The organism is Arhodomonas aquaeolei DSM 8974, from assembly GCF_000374645.1.
Taxonomy (GTDB): Bacteria; Pseudomonadota; Gammaproteobacteria; order Nitrococcales; family Nitrococcaceae; genus Arhodomonas; species Arhodomonas aquaeolei.
The window spans coordinates 96,033-117,472 of sequence record NZ_KB894809.1 but is presented as its reverse complement, the minus strand read 5'-3'; the positions used below and the strand labels follow the sequence as shown (position 1 = coordinate 117,472).

The 21,440-nt window shown below is 70.2% G+C and carries 18 protein-coding genes; 13 read left to right on the top strand and 5 right to left on the bottom strand.

Features of this window, described 5'->3' with window-relative positions; translation table 11 throughout:
* The first annotated feature begins 44 nt into the window (after positions 1 to 44).
* The 4 genes from C516_RS0111270 (at position 45) to C516_RS0111255 (ending at position 3,688) form a co-directional block, all read left to right on the top strand.
* Positions 45 to 830, top strand: a complete 786-nt coding sequence (locus C516_RS0111270; RefSeq protein ID WP_018718497.1) for an SDR family oxidoreductase — start codon at positions 45 to 47, stop codon at positions 828 to 830.
* Between the two features lie 9 nt (positions 831 to 839).
* Complete coding sequence (locus C516_RS0111265) at positions 840 to 1,799, top strand: 3-hydroxyacyl-CoA dehydrogenase (protein WP_018718496.1); 960 nt, start codon at positions 840 to 842, stop codon at positions 1,797 to 1,799.
* The gene (gene kce, locus C516_RS0111260) at positions 1,799 to 2,731 is read left to right on the top strand and encodes a 3,5-dioxohexanoate:acetyl-CoA acetone transferase (protein ID WP_026321126.1); all 933 of its coding nucleotides are present in this window, start codon (positions 1,799 to 1,801) and stop codon (positions 2,729 to 2,731) included. Before C516_RS0111265 ends, kce begins: the two co-directional genes overlap by 1 nt.
* A 78-nt stretch (positions 2,732 to 2,809) precedes the next feature.
* Complete coding sequence (locus C516_RS0111255) at positions 2,810 to 3,688, top strand: SMP-30/gluconolactonase/LRE family protein (RefSeq protein WP_018718494.1); 879 nt, start codon at positions 2,810 to 2,812, stop codon at positions 3,686 to 3,688.
* Between the two features lie 80 nt (positions 3,689 to 3,768).
* On the opposite strand, the gene fabF is transcribed toward C516_RS0111255, so the two are convergent.
* Entirely contained in the window at positions 3,769 to 5,034 is a 1,266-nt protein-coding gene (gene fabF / locus C516_RS0111250) for a beta-ketoacyl-ACP synthase II (RefSeq protein WP_018718493.1), read from the bottom strand.
* Positions 5,035 to 5,120: 86 nt separating this feature from the next.
* On the opposite strand from fabF, the gene C516_RS0111245 reads away from it, so the two are divergent.
* The 8 genes from C516_RS0111245 to C516_RS0111210 all read left to right on the top strand — a co-directional run bounded on the left by C516_RS0111245 (position 5,121) and on the right by C516_RS0111210 (position 17,957).
* Entirely contained in the window at positions 5,121 to 5,774 is a 654-nt protein-coding gene (locus C516_RS0111245; RefSeq protein ID WP_018718492.1) for a TetR/AcrR family transcriptional regulator, read from the top strand.
* A gap of 678 nt (positions 5,775 to 6,452) precedes the next feature.
* Entirely contained in the window at positions 6,453 to 6,857 is a 405-nt protein-coding gene (locus C516_RS0111240) for an ABZJ_00895 family protein (RefSeq protein ID WP_026321125.1), read from the top strand.
* A gap of 266 nt (positions 6,858 to 7,123) precedes the next feature.
* Positions 7,124 to 8,944 carry an ABCB family ABC transporter ATP-binding protein/permease gene (locus C516_RS0111235; protein ID WP_018718490.1) on the top strand — a complete coding sequence of 607 codons (1,821 nt, stop codon included), beginning with the start codon at positions 7,124 to 7,126 and terminating at the stop codon, positions 8,942 to 8,944.
* Between the two features lie 224 nt (positions 8,945 to 9,168).
* Positions 9,169 to 10,629, top strand: coding sequence for an NCS1 family nucleobase:cation symporter-1 (locus C516_RS0111230; protein WP_018718489.1), 1,461 nt, complete (start codon positions 9,169 to 9,171; stop codon positions 10,627 to 10,629).
* Between the two features lie 214 nt (positions 10,630 to 10,843).
* A complete protein-coding gene (locus C516_RS0111225; protein WP_018718488.1) occupies positions 10,844 to 15,823 on the top strand; it encodes a diguanylate cyclase in 4,980 nt (1,659 codons plus the stop codon).
* Positions 15,824 to 15,910: 87 nt separating this feature from the next.
* Complete coding sequence (locus tag C516_RS20545) at positions 15,911 to 16,477, top strand: TetR/AcrR family transcriptional regulator (protein WP_169509147.1); 567 nt, start codon at positions 15,911 to 15,913, stop codon at positions 16,475 to 16,477.
* Entirely contained in the window at positions 16,474 to 16,989 is a 516-nt protein-coding gene (locus tag C516_RS19360) for a GNAT family N-acetyltransferase (RefSeq protein WP_018718486.1), read from the top strand. The genes C516_RS20545 and C516_RS19360 overlap by 4 nt, the downstream gene beginning before the upstream one ends.
* A 134-nt stretch (positions 16,990 to 17,123) precedes the next feature.
* Positions 17,124 to 17,957, top strand: coding sequence for a phosphosulfolactate synthase (locus tag C516_RS0111210; protein ID WP_018718485.1), 834 nt, complete (start codon positions 17,124 to 17,126; stop codon positions 17,955 to 17,957).
* Between the two features lie 60 nt (positions 17,958 to 18,017).
* On the opposite strand, the gene C516_RS0111205 is transcribed toward C516_RS0111210, so the two are convergent.
* Positions 18,018 to 18,227: a dodecin gene (locus C516_RS0111205; RefSeq protein WP_018718484.1), complete on the bottom strand. Its 210-nt coding sequence runs from the start codon at positions 18,225 to 18,227 to the stop codon at positions 18,018 to 18,020.
* A gap of 77 nt (positions 18,228 to 18,304) precedes the next feature.
* Positions 18,305 to 19,039: a zinc ribbon domain-containing protein gene (locus C516_RS19355; protein ID WP_018718483.1), complete on the bottom strand. Its 735-nt coding sequence runs from the start codon at positions 19,037 to 19,039 to the stop codon at positions 18,305 to 18,307.
* A 248-nt stretch (positions 19,040 to 19,287) separates the two neighbouring features.
* Between C516_RS19355 and C516_RS0111195 the strand changes: the two genes are divergently transcribed.
* Complete coding sequence (locus C516_RS0111195; RefSeq protein WP_018718482.1) at positions 19,288 to 20,001, top strand: type 1 glutamine amidotransferase; 714 nt, start codon at positions 19,288 to 19,290, stop codon at positions 19,999 to 20,001.
* A gap of 13 nt (positions 20,002 to 20,014) precedes the next feature.
* Here C516_RS0111195 and C516_RS0111190 read toward each other — a convergent pair whose 3' ends face one another.
* Both C516_RS0111190 and C516_RS0111185 read right to left on the bottom strand, forming a co-directional pair.
* On the bottom strand, positions 20,015 to 20,818 hold the full coding sequence (locus C516_RS0111190; RefSeq protein WP_018718481.1) for a Mut7-C RNAse domain-containing protein: 804 nt from the start codon (positions 20,816 to 20,818) through the stop codon (positions 20,015 to 20,017).
* A complete protein-coding gene (locus C516_RS0111185; RefSeq protein WP_018718480.1) occupies positions 20,815 to 21,378 on the bottom strand; it encodes a DUF2845 domain-containing protein in 564 nt (187 codons plus the stop codon). The genes C516_RS0111190 and C516_RS0111185 overlap by 4 nt, the downstream gene beginning before the upstream one ends.
* Between the last annotated feature and the right edge of the window lie 62 nt (positions 21,379 to 21,440).

The following is a 21,440-nucleotide window of genomic DNA, read 5'->3' as shown; positions in this document are numbered from 1 at the left end:
GCGGCGTGGGGCCGGTCAACGACATCTATCGAGGAGGAGAAGGAATGGAGGCATCCGCAGCATTCACCCCGCCGTCCGGCCTGCGCGTGCTGGTCACGGCGGGGGCCGCCGGGATCGGGCGGGTCGTCGCCGACGAGCTCATCGACCGGGGCGCCCGGGTGTGGGTCTGCGACGTCTCCGACGAGGCGCTCGCCGAGTTCACCGCCGCCCACCCCGAGGCCCGCGCCACCCGGGCGGACGTCGCCCGCGACGAGGACGTGCAGGCCCTGGTCGGTGCCGTGCGCGAGGCGTGGGGCGGCCTGGACGTGCTGGTGAACAACGCCGGCATTGCCGGCGATACCGGTGGTGTCGACGAGATCGACCCGGAGAGCTGGCGCCGGACCGTGGATATCAACCTCAACGGCCAGTTCTACTGCGCTCACCATGCCGCGCCGATGCTGCGCGAGTCCGGGGGGGTGCTGGTGAACATGGCCTCGGTGGCCGGACGGCTCGGCTATGCCTACCGCACGCCGTACTCGGCGACCAAGTGGGCCATCGTCGGCTTCACCCAGAGTCTGGCGAAGGAGCTCGGGCCGGACGGGGTGCGCGTCAACGCCATCCTCCCCGGCATCGTCCGCGGCCCGCGCATGGAGCGGGTGATTTCGGCACGGGCCGAGGCGGTGGGGGTGTCCTACGAGGAGATGGAGGCGGAGTACCTCGCCAGGATCTCCCTGCGCCGCATGGTCGAGCCGCAGGACGTCGCGCACATGGTCGTCTTCCTCTGCGCCCCGGCGGGCCGGAACATCTCCGGGCAGGCGCTGAGCGTCTGCGGCAACGTGGAAACCCTTTAGGAGGCCGCCGTGACACGATCCGTTGCCGTTATCGGGGCGGGGCTCATCGGCCGGGCGTGGGCGATCGTGTTCGCCCGCGCCGGGTTCGACGTCGCCCTGAACGATGTCTCCGCGGACGCGCTGGCCACGGCCCGCACCGCCATCGACGACGCCCTCGCGGACCTCGCGGACGCCGGACTGATCGTCGAGGACCCGGCGGCCGTTCTCGGGCGTATCCGCGGCGAGCCGGACCTGGCCGCCGCCGTGGCCGGTGCCGTCTACGTCCAGGAGTGCGGTCCGGAGCGGGAGGCGGACAAGCGCGCGCTGTTCGCCGAGCTCGACCGCCTCGCCGCGCCGGAGACCATCCTCGCGAGTTCCACGTCCGGGATCGTCGCCTCCCGGATCGTCGACGGCCTGTCCCGGCCGCAGCGTTGCCTGGTGGCGCATCCGGTCAACCCGCCGTACCTGATCCCGCTGGTGGAGCTGGCCCCGGGTCCCGAGACCGACCCCGCGGTGGTGGGGGCGGCCCGTGCGCTGCTCGACGAGGCGGGGCAGGTGCCGATCACCGTCCACGGCGAGGTCGAGGGCTTCATCCTCAACCGCCTCCAGGGCGCGGTGCTGAACGAGGCGCTGCGCCTGGTGCAGGCGGGACACGTGAGCATGGCGGACCTGGACCGGACCATGAAGCACGGTCTGGGCACGCGATGGTCGTTCATGGGGCCGTTCGAGACCATCGACCTCAACGCCCCCGGCGGAATCGCCGACTATGCCCGCCGCTACGGGCCGCTGTACCAGCGCATCGATGCCGATGCCGCAGAGCCGCCGGACTGGGGCGAGGCCGCGATCGCCCGGCTGGAACGCGAGCGCCGCGAGTCGCTGCCCGCGGACGCGCTCAACGCCCGCCAGCAGTGGCGGGACCGGCGGCTGATGGCGCTCACCGTCCATCAGCGCCGGATGCAGGAGACACAGGACAACGAGGAGAGAACGTAATGGCACAGTCGAGAAAAGTGATCATCACCTGTGCGGTGACCGGGGCGATCCACACGCCCTCCATGTCGCCGTACCTGCCGGTGACGCCGGAGGAGATCGCCGAGGCGGGGATCGCCGCTGCGGAGGCCGGGGCCACGGTGCTCCATCTCCATGCCCGGGACCCGGAAACCGGGCGGCCCACCCAGGACCCGGAGATGTTCGGGCGCTTTCTGCCCCGGATCAAGCGCTCCACCGACGCGGTGATCAACCTCACCACCGGCGGCAGCCCGCACATGACGGTGGAGGAGCGCCTGCGCCCGGCAGTGGAGCTCAAGCCCGAGGTGGCCTCGCTCAACATGGGCTCGATCAACTTCGGGCTCTTCCCGATGCTCGACCGGCACAGCGAGTTCCGCCACCAGTGGGAGCGCGAGCACCTGGAGAACAGCCGCGACCTGGTGTTCAAGAACACCTTCTCGGACATCGAGAAGACCCTCTCGAGCTGTCGGGCCAACCGCACGCGCTTCGAGTTCGAGTGCTACGACATCGGCCACCTCTACAACCTCAACCACTTCCGCCAGCGCGGCCTGGTGGAGTCGCCGATGTTCGTGCAGAGCGTCTTCGGGCTGCTGGGCGGCATCGGCGCCCACCCGGAGGACGTCAACCACATGCGCCGCACGGCCAACCGCCTGCTCGGCGAGGGCTACCAGTGGTCCGTGCTGGGGGCGGGCAGCAACCAGATGCGGGTGGCCTCCATGGCCCTGGCCATGGGCGGCAACGTCCGCGTGGGCCTGGAGGACTCCCTGTGGATCGGCCCCGGACGGCTCGCCGAGAGCAACGCCGCGCAGGTGCGCAAGGTCCGCGAGATCATCGAGGGCCTGTCGCTGGAGGTCGCCACGCCGGCCGAGGCGCGGGAGATGCTCCAGCTCAAGGGGCCCGACGCGGTGGGCTTCTAGGCCCGGTGGCGCGGCCCGGCCGCCGTCCGGGGCCCGGACGGCGGCGGTAACGACGGATTATCGAGGAGGAGAGACGGTATGCGTATCGATGTGGTGGTGGACGTGAAGACGACCCTGGGCGAAGGCCCGGTGTGGGACCCGGAGCAGGAGCGGCTGTACTGGGTCGACAGCATGGACGGGCGCGTGTTTCGCGCCACGGCGCAGGGCAGCGAGGTGCGCTGCTGGGATCTGCCCGACAAGATCGGCTCGATGGCGCTGCGCCGGGACGGCGAGGGCGCGGTCGTGGCCCTGGCCAGTGGCTTCCACACCCTGGACTTCGCCAGCGGCGAGGTCATCCCGTTCCACGACCCGGAGCCGGACCGCCCGGCCAACCGGCTGAATGACGGCAAGGTCGACCGGCACGGGCGCTTCCTGTGCGGCTCCATGGACACGATGGAGGAGGGGCCGAACGGCGCACTCTACCGGGTGGACCCGGACTTCAGCGTGCACACGCTGGAGAAGGACATCATCGTCTCCAACGGTCCGTGCTGGAGCCCGGACGGCGATACCTTCTATTTCGCCGACACCTGGACCGGCGAGATCTGGGCCTACGACTACGACCAGGCCACGGGGTCGATCTCCAACCGGCGGACCTTCTGCCGGCCCGACGGTTCCGGCGGCGGTGCCGCGGATGGCTCCACCGTGGACGCGGAGGGCTACCTGTGGAACGCGCTGGTCTACGACGGCAAGATCATCCGCTATACCCCGGACGGGGAGGTGGACCGGGTCATCGAGATGCCGGTGAAGAAGGTCACCAGCGTGATGTTCGGCGGCCCGAACCTGGACACGCTGTTCGCCACCTCCATGGCCAAGCCGCCGCTGCCGCGTTTCCCCGGCGACGGGGTGCGGCGCGGCAGCCTGTTCGCCATTACCGGCCTCGGTGTGCACGGGCTTCCGGAGCCGCGTTTCGGCGCCTGAGTCCGTTGACCGCCCGGGTCGCCCGCGGGCGGCCCGGGCCCACGGCACCGGAGCGCGGTGCCGGCCGGCTGACGGGGCTGTCAGACCCGGCTGACGATCAGTGCCGCATTTACCCCGCCGAAGCCGAAGCCGTTGCACAGCGCATGCTGCGTCGCCTGCGGCCGGGCGCTGTTGGCCACGAAGTCGAGGTCCGCCATGGACTCGTCCGCATTGTCCATGTTCAGCGTGGGCGGCAGCATCCCCTCGGTCACCGCCAGGGTGGAGAAGATGCCCTCCACGCCGCCGGCGGCGCCGAGCAGGTGGCCCGTGGCCGACTTGGTCGCGGACACGGGGATCGCCGGCAGGCGCTCGCCGAACACCCGTCTCAGCGTGGCGATCTCGGCCCGGTCGCCCACCGGCGTGGAGGTGGCGTGGGCGTTGATGTGGCCGATGTCGGCCGGCGTCAGGCCGGCGGTGCGCAGGGCGGCCTGCACGGCGGCCGCGGCGCCGGCGCCGTCGTCCGGGCCGGAGGTGATGTGGTGGGCGTCCGCGCTGGTGCCGTAGCCGCTGATTACGGCCAGCGGCGTGGCACCGCGGGCCTCGGCGTGCGCCAGCGTCTCGATCACCATCAGCCCGGCGCCCTCGCCCATGACGAAGCCGTCGCGGTCGCGGTCGAAGGGTCGGGACGCCTTCCCGGGGGCCTCATTGTTGGTGGACAGCGCCTTCAGGGCGTTGAAACCCGCCAGTGACAGGGGGTCCACGCAGGCCTCGGCGCCGCCGACCAGGGCGACCTCTGCCTCGCCGCTGCGGATCAGGCGCATGCCGTCGCCGATCGCCTGAATGCCCGCCGCACAGGCGGTGACCGGGCAGCCGATGGGGCCCTTGAAGCCGTGCCGGATGGAGAGGTTCCCGGCGGCGAGGTTGGCCAGGAAGGCCGGCACGGTGAACGGCGAGATGCGCCGGTAACCCCGTGAGTCCAGCGTCTGCTGGGCCTGGGTGATGGTGCCGAAGCCGCCGATGCCGGTGGCGATCACGGTGGCGGTGGCCTGGCGGTCCGCCTCGCTCTGCGGGGACCACCCCGCCTGGGACAGTGCCTCGTCCGCCGCCGTGAGCGCATAGAGCGTGAACACGTCGAGCTTGCGGCGTTCCTTGCGGTCGGCGACGCGGTCGGGATCGAAGCCCGCCTCGGCGTCGTCGCCAGCGTCGGGCACCAGCCCGGCGATCCCCACCGGCAGGTCCCCGGGATCGAACCGGTCGATTGCCCCGATGCCCGAGCGGCCCGCCGTCAGGCGTGACCAGACCGGCTTGACGCCGCACCCGAGCGGACTGACGATGCCCATTCCGGTGATGACGATTGGCGAGTCCATGGTTTCTCCGCACTTCTGAGTGACGGGGGGAACGGTACCGCCGGTCAATATATGATCAAGATAATTTTTTGCGTCCGGGATGCCCGATGCCCTATTCACCCGAACATAAAGCGAAATCGAAGGACCGCATCCTGAACGCGGCCACGGAGCTGTTCTGCCGCTTCGGGTTCGAGAAGGTGTCGATCAGCCAGATCATGCAACGGGCGCGCATGACCCACGGCGCCTTCTACAACCACTTCGAGTCCAAGGAGGCGCTCTACCGGGCGACGTTCCTGGAGCCGCTGAAGGGCAGCCGTGCGGCGAGGCTGGTGAAGGGGCCGCTGTCGCTGAAGCACCTGACCGCGCTGGTGACCCACTACTGGAACCTCAGCGAGGTGGGTCGTAAAGAGCGGCCCGGCCACGAGATGATCCTGTTCAACGAGATCGGCAACGAGAACGCCGAGGTGAGGAAGCTCTTCGAGCGCTCCTACAGCAACCTCAGGCGGATGCTCGAGGTCCGCATCACCGCCCTGAGCCGCCTGAACCGGCTGCCCTTCGAGCCGGACCGCGAGGTCATCGCCGAGAAGGCCCGGGCCATCCTCGCCTCGCTGGTGGGGGCGGTGGCAACCGCCAGGAGCCTGTCCGACGACGAAGAGCGCCACCGCATCCTGCAGGCGACCCAGAAGCAGATCCTGACCATGCTCGGGGTCGACGGCGAGGAGTTCGACACGCTGTTTGCGGGTGAGGTCGCCGCCCCCTGACCGGCCAGCGTCGACGCCGGATGTGTTGTCTGCCTCACCCTCTCCCCAACCCCTCTCCCGTGAAGGGAGAGGGGCCCGGAGCCGCCAGGGAAGGTCGGAGGCCTTCGAGCGACCGCTCCACGGCCGGTTTGGCGGCGCTGAGCCGCGGCGATCCCGGGTAGGCCGGCTGCTCGAAGGCAGCCGACAGCCCCGATCGTCTCGCCCGGCCTGCCGGTGCAGCGCTCGTGTGCCGGGTGCCTGTCGGCCGGGCGGGGGCGCACGCCGTCACGCCCGATCCATACGAATGGCCGATTCCATGAGGCCGGCGGCCCGCCCGCATGGGCCATTCCCTCCCCGGGGATTGTGGGTTGCCTTCGAGCGACCGCTCCATGGCCGATAGGTCGGGGATGTCGGCTGCCTTCGAGCAGCCGATCTACGGCGGGGGACCGCCGTGAACCCGGGTGGCGGAGCGCGTGCATGCACGGCGCGGACGGGGCAGACTGCACGGAGGCCCATTGCCGGGGACGGTGGTGCGGTGCGTGATCGCCCAAACCGCACGCCCGTTTCCGGCGACGGGGAGGAGCAGGGCGGCACCTGCCCGTTTTGACGGTGTCGTCCCGCGGGTTTTGCGGCGGTCCGGCTCGTATCCGTGCCGGCCGTGATTTCGCGTTTTCGACCACCAGGGAAGGGGTGAACATCATGTCCATACCGGGCGCTATCCTGCGTTTCCTTCTGATCTACGTCATGCTCCTGCTGGCCGCCGGAGCCGTGGTGGACTGGCTTGGGCTGGACGCCGGCAGCGGGGTCAATATCGGTATCCTGTGCGCGAGCGTGCTCTGGGTATGCGATGCGTTCGGCCGGCGCAACGGGCGGTATTTCTCGAACGGCGAGCGCAACGCCGTCTTCCTCGGGATGGTCATCGTCGATGTCGCGATGCAGGGCGGGGTCACCGCTGCGGTGCTGGCCGCCGAGGAGGGCCCGGTCGACCGCGGCGCCGTGGCGCTCGGACTCCTGGTCGTGGGCCTGAGCCACATGGTGCTGATCGGGGTCGTTGTTGCCCTGAGCCGCCGGGGGCTGCGCCGGCGCGGTATCGTGACGGACTAGCCGCCTGCCGGACTTGGGCCGGGTTGGCGGCGGAAGCGGGGCGGCGGCCGGCTCGCACGCCCCTCGCGCCCGGCTTGCCACGCCACGTCCTCGCCGGAATCCATCCAGTCCCGACGGGCTGCCTGCGCTGTCGCCGAGGCGTCAGCGGCGTACCATGGGGGTGGCGGACCCGGCGCCCGGTTTCCGGGCGCGGGCCGCCATCCACCGTATCCGGAAGGCCAGGGCGTGACGACGAACCGATCCCGCATCCCGTGGAGGGCCGGCGCATGAGGCCGGCGTGGCGCTACCCGCGTACCGAGCGACCGTCAGGGCGCACCGACGCCGGCAACCTCGGCCGCATGCTGGGCTACCTGCGGCCGTGGCGGGGCCGCGTGGCGCTGGCCCTCGCCGCCCTGATCGGCGCCAAGCTCGCGGTGGTGGGCGTGCCGCTGCTGCTCAAGCGCGTGGTGGACGCCCTGGACACCGGCGGCTCGGCGATGTTCGTCACCGCGCTGGGGCTGCTTGGTGCCTACGGGGCGCTGCGGCTCGCAAACTCCGGCTTCTCGGAGCTGCGCGATGCGCTGTTCGCGCGGGTCCGCTACGCGGCGATGCACCGGCTCTCGACCACGGTGCTGCGCCACCTCCACGAGCTGTCGCTGGCCTATCACCTGGAGCGCCGGACCGGTGCCGTCTCCCGGGACCTCGCCCGCGGCACGCGCAGCGTGAGCAGCATCCTCAACTACCTGGTGCTCAACCTCGTGCCCACGCTGGCGGAGACGCTGCTGGTGGTGGGCATCCTGGCGTGGCATTACAGCTGGACGTTCACCGCCACCACGGCGGTGGCCGTGGCGGTGTACATCGCCTTCACCCTGTCGGTGACCGAGTGGCGCATGTCCCACCGCCACCGCATGAACGCGCTGGAGTCCCGGGCCAACGACCGGGCCGTGGACAGCCTGCTCAACTACGAGACGGTCAAGTACTTCAACAACGAGCCCCACGAGCTGCGGGCCTACGACCGCACCCTGGACGAGTGGACGGACGCCGCCGTGCGCACCCAGGTCTCCATGGGCGTGCTGAATTTCGGCCAGGGCGCGATCATCGCCGTGGCGGTGACCGCGATCATGGTGCAGGCCGCGCTGGGCGTGTCGGCGGGCGCGATGTCGCTGGGCGACCTGGTGATGGTCAACGGGCTGCTGCTGCAGCTGTTCATGCCGCTGAACGTGCTCGGCAGCATCTACCGGGCGATGAAGTACGCGCTCGCGGACATGGACCTGGTCTTCCGGCTGCTCGACACCCCCGCCGGGGTTACCGACCGGCCGGACGCACAGCCGCTGATGGTGCGCGAGGGGTGCGTGCGCTTCGAGGGCGTGGCCTTCGGCTACCGGCCGGAGCGGCGGGTGGTGGAGGACATCGACTTCACTATCGGACCGGGCCGGAAGGTGGCGGTGGTCGGACCCTCCGGGGCCGGGAAGTCGACGCTGGCGCGGCTGCTGTTCCGCTTCTGGGACCCGGACGAGGGGCGGATCACCATCGATGGCCAGGACCTGCGCGAGTGCACCCAGGACAGCGTCCGCACGGCCATCGGCATCGTTCCCCAGGACACGGTGCTGTTCAACGACACCATCGCCTACAACATCGGCTACGGGGCGCCGGCGGCGGGCCGTGCGGAGATCGAACGCGCCGCCCGGCTGGCGGACATCCACGACTTCATCGTCACGCTGCCGGACGGCTACGACACCGTGGTGGGCGAGCGCGGGCTCAAGCTCTCCGGCGGCGAGAAGCAGCGGGTGGCCATCGCCCGGGTGATCCTCAAGCAGCCGCCGATCCTGGTCTTCGACGAGGCGACCTCGAGCCTGGACTCCCGTTCCGAGGGCGCCATCCTGGGGGCCCTGGACGAGGTCGCCCGCGGTGTCACCACCCTGGTGATCGCGCACCGCCTCTCCACCGTCGCGGATGCCGACGAGATCCTGGTGATGGAGCACGGCCGTATCCGCGAGCGTGGCAGCCACGCCGCGCTGCTCGCCCGCGACGGTCTCTATGCCCATCTCTGGCGGCTTCAGCAGGCGGAATCGGAGGCGGAGACCGGGGAGGCGACGGCGGCACGCTGAGTGCCGCCGTGAATCACGCTGGTGCATCCCCACCCGCGCGGGTGCGGCCGTGGTGCAGCACGGCCCCGGCCGGCGCGCGCAAACGCCGGTGCGGGCGGCGAATTTACGGCAGTGCAGCACGCGGAACGGTCCTTGCTATGTGCGGCTGGTCGGGGGCACGGTAAGACTCGGCTGGGGCCGAACCGTGACCGCGCCACGTCCACGTCGTCGCAGGGGCAGCCGAGATGAGCAGCGAACCCGACCTGAGTATCCGCCACGTCGAACCCTCCCTCTATAACGACGACCTGGCCCCGGTGCCGCGGGACAAGCGGAGCTGGGGCTGGTTCGAGATCTTCAACGTCTGGGCCAACGATATCCAGAGCCTGTTCGGCTACACCCTGGCGGCGTCGCTGTTCCTTTCCTACGGGTTGAACGGCTGGCTCGTCTTCGGCGCCATCGTGCTTGCAGGCGTCGTGGTGATGGTGCTGGTGAACCTCTCCGGCCAGCCCAGCGTGCGCTACGGCATTCCCTATCCCGTATTCGCCCGGGCGAGCATGGGGGTGCGCGGCGCCAACCTCCCGGCGATGGTACGCGGTATCGTCGCGATCTTCTGGTACGGCGCGCAGACCTACTTCGCGTCCACGGCGGTGGCGCTGCTGATCAGCGGTGTCACCGGCGTGGACGGGGGCACGACCCTGCTGGGGATGACCGCCATCGGCTGGCTGTCCTTCGCGCTGGTGTGGCTGTTCCAGCTCTATCTCTTCTGGAACGGTATCGAGTGGATCCGCCGTTTCCTCAACTGGGCAGGCCCGTTCGTCTATCTCGTGATGATCGCGCTGATGCTGGTGATCGTCTGGCGCGCCGGCGGGGGCCTGTTCTCGGAGCTCGGTGCGATCTTCTCCGCGGGTCACGAACCGGACGGCGGTACGCTGGGCGCGTTCTTTGCGGTGACGGGTACGATGATCGCCTATTTCGCCGCGGTGGTGATCAATTTCGGCGACTTCTCGCGATTCGTGCGCAGCGAGCGGGAGATGAAGCTCGGCAACCTGCTGGGCCTGCCGCTCAATCTGGTGTTCTTCTCGCTGATCGCGCTGGTGATCACGGCGGGCACGGTGGAGCTGTTCGGCGAACACCTCACGAACCCCACGGACATCGTCGAGCGCGTGGACAACGTCGCGCTCACGGTGGTGGCGGCGGTGGTCTTCTTCACCGCGACGGTGGGCATCAATCTGGTGGCCAACTTCATCCCGCCGGCCTTCGACCTCGCCAACCTCTGGCCGAGCCGGATCAGCTTCCGCATCGGCGGCGTGATTACCGCCGTGGCGGCGTTCTTCATTGGCGGCCTGTGGGTGTCGCTGATCAGCCAGCTCGGGATTACCGGCTTCGTGAACACCCTCGGGGCCGTGCTCGCGCCTGTCTACGGGATCATGGTGCTGGACTACTACCTCATCAAACGCGGGCGTTTCGACGTCCAGGATCTCTTCTCCGCCAGCGCGGACGGTGCCTACTGGTACGACAATGGCTGGAATGTCCGGGCGCTTGCCGCCTGGCTGCCCGCAGCGGCGTTCTCCGTCGCCTCCGTGTGGGTGCCGGCCCTGCAGGTGCTCGCCGGTTACAGCTGGGTCATCGGTGCGGTGCTCGGGGCCGCGCTCTACTTTGTCGCGATGTGCCGGCGGCGGGAGGCGCTGGCGACGGAACGGACCTGACGGCCATGAAAAGGTGTGAACGGCGCCGCTGAACGATTGACACACGGCTGGCGGACCCGATATACGCTGAGAAAATACTGGCCGGGCCGTGCAGCACGTGACGGGTCCGGCGGCGGGACACGCGTACACACGGGGTTGACGGGGCATGCGCACCGCGCGTGCCGTCCGCACGGCGGAAACAGCGGGGTCGCAGTTGGGGGAGACGGGGCAGCCCTTGGGGTGGAACGAGAGTCTGTGCATTCTCGAGGTCCTTCGCGACGACGGCTCGACCCGGCTGCTCCGTGTCGAGCCGGGGCAGGACGGGACGCGGCGCCGGCTCGTGAAGCTGCGCTCGGGGATGGGGTCATCGGCCAAAGCGGTCTGCCTGCACTCGGATCACGAGGTGGTGAGCCGTCACGATCTCGCCTGTGCGTTGACGCTGGAGCGTCTCGAGGGCAGCGGACAGGATGCCTGTCTGTTTTTCGACGACCCCGGGGGCGAGCTGCTGGACGACATCGCGCTGCCGGGGCTGCGGCAATGGCTGGTGATTGCCACCGCCGCGGCCGAGGCGCTGATCGAGGTGCATGCCGCCGGCCTCGTCCATCGTGACCTCCGTCCCGAGACCTTTATCTGGAACGGTGAGCGGATTTACATCACCGATTTCTCTCGGGCGGTGCGCATTCGCCGCGAGCACCGCGATCTGGATGTCCCGGACTCGAACACCCACCGCCTGCGCTATATGGCGCCGGAGCTCACCGGCCGGTTCAACCGGCCGGTGGACTACCGCGCGGATTACTACAGCCTGGGCGCGGTGCTCTACACGCTGCTCGTGGGTCAGCCGCCGTTCTCCGCCGATGACGCCCATGAGCTGATTTACCAGCACCTCGCGGTGGAGCCGGTCCCGCCGCGGGCACGGCGGGACGATGTCCCGGAGGTCGTCTCCCGGGTGGTGCTGCGCCTGATGGAAAAGGACCCTGACGGCCGCTACCAGCACGGTGAGAAACTGCTCGCAGACCTGCGCCTGGTGGCGGACGTGATCGATGGCCGGCGTGCGGACGATCACGGTCTGCTGAGCGGTCGCGAGGGCCAGCGGCCGCTGGACATCCCCCACCGTCTCTACGGCCGTGAGACCGAGCGCCGGCGCCTCATGGACAGCCTGGAGCGTGCCTTCGAGCACCGTCCCCAGCTCGTGCTCATCGCCGGTGCCTCGGGGATCGGCAAGACGACCCTCATCCGCGAGACCTATCTGCCGGTGACACGGCAGCGGGCGTTCTTCGTCTCCGGCAAGTTCGACCAGCTCAAGCGGGCCCGTCCCTATGGCGCCTGGCTGGACGCGCTGGAGGACCTCGTCGCCTTCATCATCGCCGAGCCGGCGGAGACACTGGAGTGGTGGCGTGGCCGTCTGTGCGAGGCGCTGGGCGCGCAGGCGGGTCTGCTCACGGCCCTGAGCCCGTCGATGCAGGCCCTGCTCGGCGAGCAGCCGCCGCCAGGGGACCTGCCGCCGGCGGAGGCCAAGGAGCGGTTCCGGGACACGGTGCTGCGTCTGTTCCGCGTGTTCAGCGAGGCGGACCGGCCGCTGGTGGTCTTCCTCGATGACCTGCAGTGGATCGACGATGCCTCCCTGGAGCTTCTGGAGACGCTGGTGCAGCGGCTCGAGCAGCTGCCGCTGCTGATCATCGCCGCCTATCGGGACGACGAGGTCCCCGCCACCCACCCACTGATGCTGGCCCGGCGCACGCTCCAGGAGCGGGGGCGGTTTACCCTCAGTGCGCTGGAGCTCTCGCCGTTGACCGAGGCGGACGTGACGACGCTGCTGACTGAGGGCGCCCGGCGCTCCGCCGGTGAGGTCGCGGAGCTGGCAAAGGAGGTGCTGCACCGCAGCGGCGGCAATCCGTTCTTCATCTGGCAGCTGCTGCGCACGATGCGGGACAGGGGCTGGCTGTTCATGGACGACGCCGGCCAGTGGTGCTGGGACCTGGACGCCGTGCGCGGTGCCGGGGTGCCGGATCAGGTCGTCGACCTGATGCTTCACCGCCTGCACGGGCTGCCGCGGGAGAGCCAGCAGCTACTCTCCTGGGCGGCGTGCCTCGGGACGTCTTTCGATCTCGATATCCTCGCCTGGCTGGCGGGGCGCGAGATGACGGATGTCTACGATTTGCTGCGGCCGGTGCTCGACGAGGAGTTCATACTGCCCGTGGGGGATCCCGCCCTGGTCGGAGACCGGGTCGTCTCCCGCAGCTTTCGTTTCGCCCACGACCGCATGCAGGAGGTCGCCTACCGTGCCCTCCCCGAGGAGGCGGTGGAGCCGTTGCACCTGAGGATCGCCCACCTGCTGCGCGAGCGCCTGCCGGCGGCGCGCCGTGCCGAGCGGGTGATCGAGATCGCTGGTCACCTCAACCTCGCCCGTTCCCTGGTGAGCGGCGCGGAGGCGGGTACGGACCTGGCGCGGGTGAACCTGGACGCCGCCCGCCGGGCCAAGGCGGCGGCCGCCTTCGCCGCCGCGGTGGAGCACATGCGCGCCGGCATGTCACGCCTGCCTGGAGACATCTGGGAACGGGACCCGGCGCTCGCCTACGCGCTTTACCGCGAACGCGGCGAGCTCGAATACCTCAACAGCGACTTCGAGGCGGCGGAGCGCTACGTCAGCGAGGCGATCGCGCGCGAGACGGACATCTTCCGTCGCGCCGACCTTTACTACATGCGCGTTGTCCAGTGCACGCTCCGGGCGCACTACACCGAGGCCGTGGCGGTGGGGCGCGAGGCGCTGGCTCAGTTCGGCGAGGTCCTGCCGGAGGCGGACCTGGAGGACGTCCGCGACCGCGAGCTCGCCGCGGTGCGTTCCCTGCTGGAGGGGCGCCCGCTGGAGTCGCTCGGTGGCATGCCGGCCATGACCGACCGGCGCCGGCGCGCGGTGATGAAGCTGCTGATCGCGCTCGGGCCGCCGTGTTACCGCGCCCACCCGGGGCTGTGGTCGGTGATCGTGGCCCGCGAGGTGCGGCTGTGCCTGGAGAGCGGCAACGTTACCGGGGCGGCATACAGTTACCCCGCCTACGGCGGCCTGCTGACCCACGTGGGGCAGGGTGACGGGGGCGACTGCGCGGCGCTCTATCGTGCGACCCGGGAGCTGATGGCGCAGTTCACGGACCGCGCGGAGAACAGCATGGCGCACCTGATGATGGGTAGCTCGCTGACCCACTGGTTCGCACCGCTGCAGGCAGCAAGCGAGGACTACCTGGAGGCCTACCGTACCGGCCAGGCCTCGGGGAACCTCCAGTACGCCGTTTACGGCTTCGGCCACGATACCTACTGCCGCTATTTCCGCGGTGAGCCGCTGGACGAGCTTATCCCGGATGTCCTGAGCTACCTGGAGTACACCGAGCGGCGGCGCAACCTTTGGGGCATCGATCTCATCACCGGGGCGCTGCGTGTCTTCTCCCTGCTCCACGGCGGACGGGACGAGCCCGACTGGCTGCACAAGCACGAGAGCGAGACGGATTACCTCGCACGCTGCGAGGCGCACGAGAACCTCCAGGTTCTGTGCATCTACCACATCATGCGCGCCATGGCGCTGCTGCAGCTCGGAGAGGTCAGCGCCGCGGCGCACAGCATAGGCGAGGCGGAGACGCGGCTCGACAGCGTCTCCGTGCAGGGACTGCTGCCGGTCACCCAGTTCCCGGCGCTCAGGGCACTGGTGCTGGTGCAGGCGCCCGAGGCCCTGGACGCCGACGACGGGACGGTGGCGGCCGCCCTGGAGGACGCGGTCGCGCGCTACGGGCGCTGGCGCCGCCACGCCCCCGACAACTTCGAGCACTGGTACCGGCTGATGCAGGCCGAGCAGGCGCGCCGGGACGGTGACGTCACCGCACTCATCGACGCCTACGACGATGCCCTCCAGGCCGCCCAGCGGCAGTCCTGCTGGCCGGCGGCGGCCCTGATCGCCAGGCGTGCCGCCCTTTACTGGCGCGAGCGCGGCCGCAACGCCTTCGCCGGTATCTACGAAGACCAGCTCGCCCAGGCGTTCCGGCAGGGTCGGGCCTCGGCGGCGCTGGCACGGCTCGACGGCGGCGCCCGCGCGGAAGAGCCGGCGGGGCGGGGACCGCAGATGGATGCGGTCATCCAGATCGCCCAGGCGCTGTCACTGCACACCGAGCTCGACGAGCTCGTGCCCGAGATCATCCGCAACGTCGCCCTGCAGACCGGTGCCCAGCGTGTCGTGCTGCTGCTGGCGAGGGACGACGATCTCCGCGTCGCCATGGACAGCGGCGTTCACGGGGCGCACTACTACTATACGCCGCCGCTGGTGGATAACGTCGAGTCCCTGCCGCGTTCGGTGATCCGTTACGTCGCGCGCACCCAGCGGATGCAGCGCTTCGGCCGCGGCGAGGTCGAGCACAACCTCATGCTCGCCAACGACCGCTATATCAACCCGCCGGACGACCGCGGCGACGGCTTCACCAGTACCGCCTGGTGCGTGCCGCTGACCTATCTCGGCGAGCTCATCGGCGTGCTCTACCTGGAACACGCGCTCACCGCGGAGGCCTTCGACGAACGCCAGCGGCCGCTGATCGAGTTTCTCGCCGCCCAGGCGGCGATCTCGGTGCGCAACATCGAGCTCATCGACCGACTCGCCGAGGAGGGCCGCGCCCGCCGGGACGCCGAGCGGCGCATGCAGTCCGCGGATGCGGAGATTTCCGCGCGGCGGGTCATGGAGGAACGGCTCAAGCACCTGGCCAACACGGACGCACTCACCGAGCTCGCCAACCGGCGGATGTTCATCGAGGCCCTGGAGCTGGCATGGCGTCAGGCCAGAGACGCGGAGGCCCCACTGGCGGTGCTCATGATCGACATCGACCACTTCAAGGACATCAACGACCACCACGGTCATGCCGCCGGCGACGAGGTGCTGCGCCAGCTCGCCGGGCGTTTCCGCACGGCCCTGCGCGCGATCGATATCCCCGCACGGATCGGCGGCGAGGAGTTCGCGGTGCTTCTTGGCGAAGGCGAGCAGGCCGATATCGTCGCCGAGCGGCTGTGTCGACAGATGGCGCAGACCCCGGTGTGGACCGACGGCCACTCCATTACCTTCACCGTCAGTGTCGGGGTGGCCTACCTTCGGCATGCCGACACCAGCCACGAGGTCGTGCTCCAGCGCGCGGACCAGGCGCTGTACCGCGCCAAGCGCGACGGCCGTAACCGCGTCGCCATCGAGCTCTGAGGTCCGGGCCCGCTCCGGGGGGGCGGCACCGGTGGACAGCAGGCCCTTTTCTAGACGAGACGTATCGTATTGTATATGCTCTCACTCATGAGCACCCAGGAAGCACGCGGGCCGGGACGGTCCCGGGAGAAGCACCGGCGGATACTCGATGCCGCGGCGGCCCAGGTCGCGCGGGTGGGCTACCCCGCGGCCACCATCGAGGGCGTCGCCGCTGCCGCCGGCGTGGGCAAGCAGACGATCTACCGCTGGTGGCCGTCGAAGGCCGCGCTGTACGTGGAGGTCTATGCGGGACTGGTGAGCCGGGAGGCGCTGGTGACGGGGATCGGCACCGGTGAGGCGGCCCTCGTCGAACTGTTGCGGCGGCTGTTCCGGATCTACCGCGATACCCCGGCAGGGCGGATACTCGCCGGCCTGGTGGCCGACGCCGCGGCGGACGAGGATGCCCGCGTCGCCGTGTGCGGAGGGCTGGTGACCGGGCGCTCGGAGATCGTCCGGGACGTCGCCGCCACATCGCCGCAGGCCGCGGAGGTGGTTAACGAGGTCATCGTGGCGACGGTCTGGAAGCGGCTCGTCACCGACCCGGGCAGCCTGGACGACGCCTTCGCCGCGCACCTGGTGCGAACGGCGCTCGGCGCGGCCGGAGTACGCTCGTGAGCGCGGTGCGCCTGGTCGAGGGCTACTGCCCCGGTGTCATCGCGGAGGTGATTGGCCTGCACATGGACTACTATGCGCCGGCGTGGGGCTTCGGTGCGCCGTTCGAGGCCAAGCTCGCCCGGGAGCTCGGCGCGTTCCACGCCCGCTACGATCCCCGCCGCGACCTCTTTGTCACGGCCAGGGGCGGGGACGGCGCGCTCCTCGGCACGATCACCGTGGACGGTGGCGAGGACGACCCCGGCGGCGCGCACCTGCGCTGGTTCATCGTCGCGCCCGGCATGGCCGGGCAGGGGATCGGCGGCGCCCTGATGCGCCGTGCCGACGCCTTTCTGCGTGCCATCCCGTATCCGCGTGCCTACCTCACCACCTTCCGCGGCCTCGACGCCGCGCGGCGGCTCTACGAGCGTTACGGCTTCCGGCTCGCCGGCGAGGAGGCGCAGGACCCCTGGGCCGGGCACGTCGGCCTCCAGCGCTTCGAGCGTGACGACGGGCACGTGCCGGCCGGCAGCTGAGGCGGATTCCCGCGGTCGTGTATCCCGTCATTCAGCCATTGAAACAGCAATCATTCGCAGCAACATACAGGGGTATAGCCGGGGGACAGACTCACACATCGGCCTTTTCCGGACATGGTCCAGGAGGTGCAGTCATGGCCGAAACCAGCTTCGACTTCATTCCCCGTGCGTACCGTCCCGACAAGCCCCGCTCCGTGGGCGTGACCGAGATCCGCGGCCCCTACTACGCCACCTATGGCACCCGGCATCTGGCCGACGTGCTCGACGTCGCCGGCCAGTGGGTGGACGGCGTGAAGTGGGCCGGCGGCTCGTTCGCGCTGCTGCCCCGGGAGCAGGTTCGTGCGATCAGCGATCTCGCCCACGAGCACGACGCCTACGTCTCCTCCGGCGGCTGGATCGAGACCGTGCTGCGTTACGGGCCGGAGGCGGTGGACCGCTATCTCGCCGAGGCGAAGGCGGTGGGCTTCGACGTCATCGAGATCTCCACGGGGTTCCTGTCCATGCCCACGTCATCGCTGGTACGGCTGGTCGAGCGCGTCCGGCGTGCGGGGCTCAAGGCCAAGCCCGAGCTCGGCATCCAGTTCGGCTCCGGGGGCGACTCCACCGAGGCGGAACTCGCCGCCGAGGGCAAGAAGGACGTCGGTGACCTGGTGAACCGCGGCCGCCAGGCGCTGGATGCCGGGGCGGACATCATCATGATCGAGTCCGAGGGCATCACCGAGAACGTGGCGCCCTGGAACACCGGTGCGGTCGCCGCGATCATCAACGGTCTCGGGCTGGAGAACGTGATGTTCGAGGCCGCCGACCCCCTGGTGTTCGAGTGGTACGTGAAGAACTACGGCAACGAGGTGAACCTGTTCGTCGACCATTCCCAGATCCTCCAGCTCGAGGGCCTGCGCCAGAACATCTGGGGCAACAAGTCCACTTGGGGACGGATCGCCAACGTGCCGCCGCTCGACGAGGGCTGATGGTCGAATGCCCCGCGGGGCGTGACGCCGGGGCCACCGGCGTCCGCCCCGGTGTCGGGGTCAGTCGTCGAGGGTGAAGCCGAGCTTCACCGTGACCTGCCAGTGGGCGACGCGCCCGTCCTCGACCTCGCCCCGCGTCTCGGTGACCTCGAACCAGCGGATGTTGTGCAGGGTCTCCGAGGCGCGGGAGATGGCGTTCTCGACGGCGGCCTCGATGCCCTTGGGCGACGAGCCGCAGAGCTCGGTGACCTTGTAGACGTGAGCGCTCATGGTCTCCTCCTCAGTGCCGGCGGGCGGGTGCCCGCGTGTTTCCTGTCCCAAGCGTAGCCCACCCACCGGGGCCGGTGTCAGCGCGCGGCGCGGGCGCGCAGGAGGAGCACCGCGCTCCAGAGTAGCGCGCCGGCCATGATCAGCCGGCCGGCGTTGAGGGTGAGCGCGGCGAGGACCCGGTCGTAGGCCAGCAGGCCCGTCTCGCCGAGGATGAACTCCCAGTCGTGGAAGCCGTAGGGGGCGGTGTGCCCGGTGTTGCCGCCGAGCAGCGGGAGCTGGCCGGCGCGGGCGTCGGCCATGTAGGGGGCGATGTCCAGGAGGTTTTCGCCGAACCACCACAGGCACAGGCTGGCGCCGAAGGTGTCGCCGCGCCCGCGCAGCAGGGCGATGCCGCAGATGACGGGCATCAGGAGCTGGCCCAGGGTGCCGCCGAGGGAAGTGACCCATTCGCCGAAGGGCCGGAAGAGCAGGTGTCCGAACTCGTGGAAGGGCAGGTTGACGTTGTGCAGGAACCCGGCGTCCCGCCCCAGGGTGGCGATATCCTGGATCATGTAGCTGCCGCCCCAGACCAGGAAGGCCAGCCACAGCGCGAGATAGCCCCACCACAGCGTCGCCATGGCTGCCGGGGGCACCGCCAGCGCCGCCGCCCGGCCGGCCAGGCGTTCGCGCAACGGCGTACGCCGCTCGGCGCGCCGGGCCTCATAGGCCTCCAGCCGCGCGAGGTAGGTCGCGTACTTGTGGAAGACGATGCCGCAGTGCGTGCAGGTGACCTGCTCCGGGCGCCGCGATGTGCCGCACTTCGGGCACTCCATGGGTTCGGACCCCGTCACCGTGTCGATACGAGCCGGCCCGTGTATCCCGCCGGGGCGGCGGGCGTGGCCGTGGCTACACAGTAGCACGGGCCGCCGAGCGGGCGAGGTGGCGGCCCGGGCGCCCTGTCGTGTACGGCGGTGCGTCACCGTGCGTGACCGCAGGTGGAACGACGTTCCCGGAGCGCTCACAATCGGCGTCGGGGCGGTCCCGGCCGCCGGTACGGATCACGCATTGCAGGGAGCCGATCATGCGCGCGCACTACCTACAGCATGTGCCCTTCGAGGGGCCGGAGCGTATCGCCGAGTGGCTGGAGGATGCCGGCTACACCGTCACCGGCACGCCGCTCTATCGCACGGCGGCACTGCCGGCGCCCCGCGAGGTGGACTTCCTCGTGGTCATGGGCGGGCCGATGAGCGTCAACGACGAGACGGACCGCCCCTGGCTGAGGGCGGAGAAGGCGTTCGTGCGCGAGGTGATAGAGGCGGGGACGCCGGTGCTCGGCGTCTGCCTCGGGGCGCAGCTGATCGCCAGTGCCATGGGGGCCGCCGTCGGCCCGGGCCCGGAGAAGGAGATCGGCTGGTTCCCGATCCGGGGCGAGGGCGGCGACGATCCGTCGCTGTTCCGTTTCCCGCCGTCGGTGGAGGTCTTCCACTGGCATGGCGAGGCCCTGGCGCTGCCGCCGGGGGCCGTGCGCCTGGCGAGCAGTCCGGTCTGCCCCAACCAGGCATTCCAGCTCGGGCGCACCGTGCTCGGCCTGCAGTTCCACCTGGAGACGACGCCGGCCTCCGCGCAGGCGCTGGTGGCGCACTGCGGCGACGAGCTCGTGCCTGCCACCTACGTGCAGAGCGCGGCGGAGATCCTGGCGGCGCCGGCTGCCCGCTACGAGGCGATCAATGCGCTCATGGGCGACGTGCTGGCGTTCCTCCATCAAGCGGCGCCGGCCGCGGCGGGTACGCGTTGAACCCTGTCCCCGGTCAGTGGGGCGGGACGTGCGCGATCTCCCGTGTCCCGGGAGGCGCGCCCCCGCCGGCACCGTCGCGGACCTCCGCGACCAGCGCCTCCAGGTGGCGCACGTGACTGCCCGCCCAGTAGAGCTGGCCGCAGCCGTCGCATTCACGGAAGCGCCGGTAGTAGCGGTGGGTCTTCGGTGCCAGGCGGTGGGCGATGGCGGCCTTGTCCACCGCGCGGAGGACGCCGTTGCAGCGTGCGCAGCGGCTGAGCGGGTCCATCCACGCCGCCAGCGGATAGCGCACCGCGACCTCGTGGAGCTGATCCCGGGGCGCGTCGGCCCGCAGGAAGCAGGCGTGGGTGACCATGCGGCGCTTGAGCAGTCCCCGGTCGCGGGTCAGCAGGATGCGGCCGTCGGCGGCGGCGATCGCCGCCAGCGTGGGGTCGTCGTGGTCGTTGCGGTAGCGTGTGTCGAAGCCGAGCAGGCGAAGATAGCGGGCCAGCGTGCCCAGGTGCGTGTCCGCCACGAAGCGGGGCGGCAGCGCCGGCGGTGGCCGCAGCAGTGACGCGCCGTCCGGCGCCTGCGTGGTGGGGACCGGGTAGACGTCGATCCGCTCGCCGGCGGCGACGATGTGAGCGAAGCCGACGGCGGTGCCGTCGACGCGGATCAGGCCGACCTCGGGATGCGGCACGCCCAGGGCCTCGACGACGTCCTTCACCGAGGCCCGCCGCGTGAGGGGATAGTCGAATGGCCGCTGTCTGTGCACCGGTGCGAGGAACTCGTTGAGCGAGTCGTGGAAGCACAGCCGTGCGCTGTCGGCGCCGGTCACTCGCCGCGCTCCTCGCTCACGGTGACCGAGCGCACCTCGCCGTTGACGATCTCCACGATCCGGTTGAAGCGCGTGGGACCGAACGAATAGACCCACTCGTCCACCTGTTCCACCGCGCTCAGCGAGTGTCGGCGGCCGTCGGACACGCCGGTGCGAAAGCGGGTGCGCCGGTGCACGGGCGGGCCGCAGCGGCGGTAGAGCTCGAGCTTGGACATGCCGGTGCGGATGCGGTTGGGCGAGCAGTGACCCGCCACGCTCGGGGAGAAGCCGTAGCTGCCGGTTTCCTCCCGGACCAGGTCGCCGTTACGGAAGGTCAGGACGCGCAGAAACTGCTGGGGGCCACGGTTGTAGTACCACGCCTCCACGTCGCTGACATAGCCGGTTCCGGGCACGAAGGCCTCCGCACGGTGCTCGATGTAGTCGGGTTCGCCGCAGTGGCGCGCCACCCGCTGGGTGCTGTCGCCCTGCTGGATCAGGTGATTGCCGCAGCGAAGCGCCAGGGCGTCGCCGCTGGCGAGCGCAACGGCGGCGGCGACCAGGGTCGGTATGAGCGTGCGCATGGTGCCCTCCCTGGAGATGGTTCCACCCCCCGATCATGGATCAGGACGCACCGGCGTGCACG

Excerpts from the sequence above, each read along its gene's own strand:
- fabF (WP_018718493.1), bottom strand. The coding sequence starts at position 5,034 with ATGGACTCGCCAATCGTCATCACCGGAATGGGCATCGTCAGTCCGCTC.
- C516_RS0111195 (WP_018718482.1), top strand. The coding sequence starts at position 19,288 with ATGCGCGCGCACTACCTACAGCATGTGCCCTTCGAGGGGCCGGAGCGT.
- C516_RS0111240 (WP_026321125.1), top strand. The coding sequence starts at position 6,453 with ATGTCCATACCGGGCGCTATCCTGCGTTTCCTTCTGATCTACGTCATG.
- C516_RS0111235 (WP_018718490.1), top strand. The coding sequence starts at position 7,124 with ATGAGGCCGGCGTGGCGCTACCCGCGTACCGAGCGACCGTCAGGGCGC.
- C516_RS20545 (WP_169509147.1), top strand. The coding sequence starts at position 15,911 with ATGAGCACCCAGGAAGCACGCGGGCCGGGACGGTCCCGGGAGAAGCAC.
- kce (WP_026321126.1), top strand. The coding sequence starts at position 1,799 with ATGGCACAGTCGAGAAAAGTGATCATCACCTGTGCGGTGACCGGGGCG.
- C516_RS0111270 (WP_018718497.1), top strand. The coding sequence starts at position 45 with ATGGAGGCATCCGCAGCATTCACCCCGCCGTCCGGCCTGCGCGTGCTG.
- C516_RS0111185 (WP_018718480.1), bottom strand. The coding sequence starts at position 21,378 with ATGCGCACGCTCATACCGACCCTGGTCGCCGCCGCCGTTGCGCTCGCC.
- C516_RS19355 (WP_018718483.1), bottom strand. The coding sequence starts at position 19,039 with ATGGAGTGCCCGAAGTGCGGCACATCGCGGCGCCCGGAGCAGGTCACC.
- C516_RS0111255 (WP_018718494.1), top strand. The coding sequence starts at position 2,810 with ATGCGTATCGATGTGGTGGTGGACGTGAAGACGACCCTGGGCGAAGGC.
- C516_RS0111230 (WP_018718489.1), top strand. The coding sequence starts at position 9,169 with ATGAGCAGCGAACCCGACCTGAGTATCCGCCACGTCGAACCCTCCCTC.
- C516_RS0111245 (WP_018718492.1), top strand. The coding sequence starts at position 5,121 with ATGCCCTATTCACCCGAACATAAAGCGAAATCGAAGGACCGCATCCTG.
- C516_RS0111210 (WP_018718485.1), top strand. The coding sequence starts at position 17,124 with ATGGCCGAAACCAGCTTCGACTTCATTCCCCGTGCGTACCGTCCCGAC.
- C516_RS0111205 (WP_018718484.1), bottom strand. The coding sequence starts at position 18,227 with ATGAGCGCTCACGTCTACAAGGTCACCGAGCTCTGCGGCTCGTCGCCC.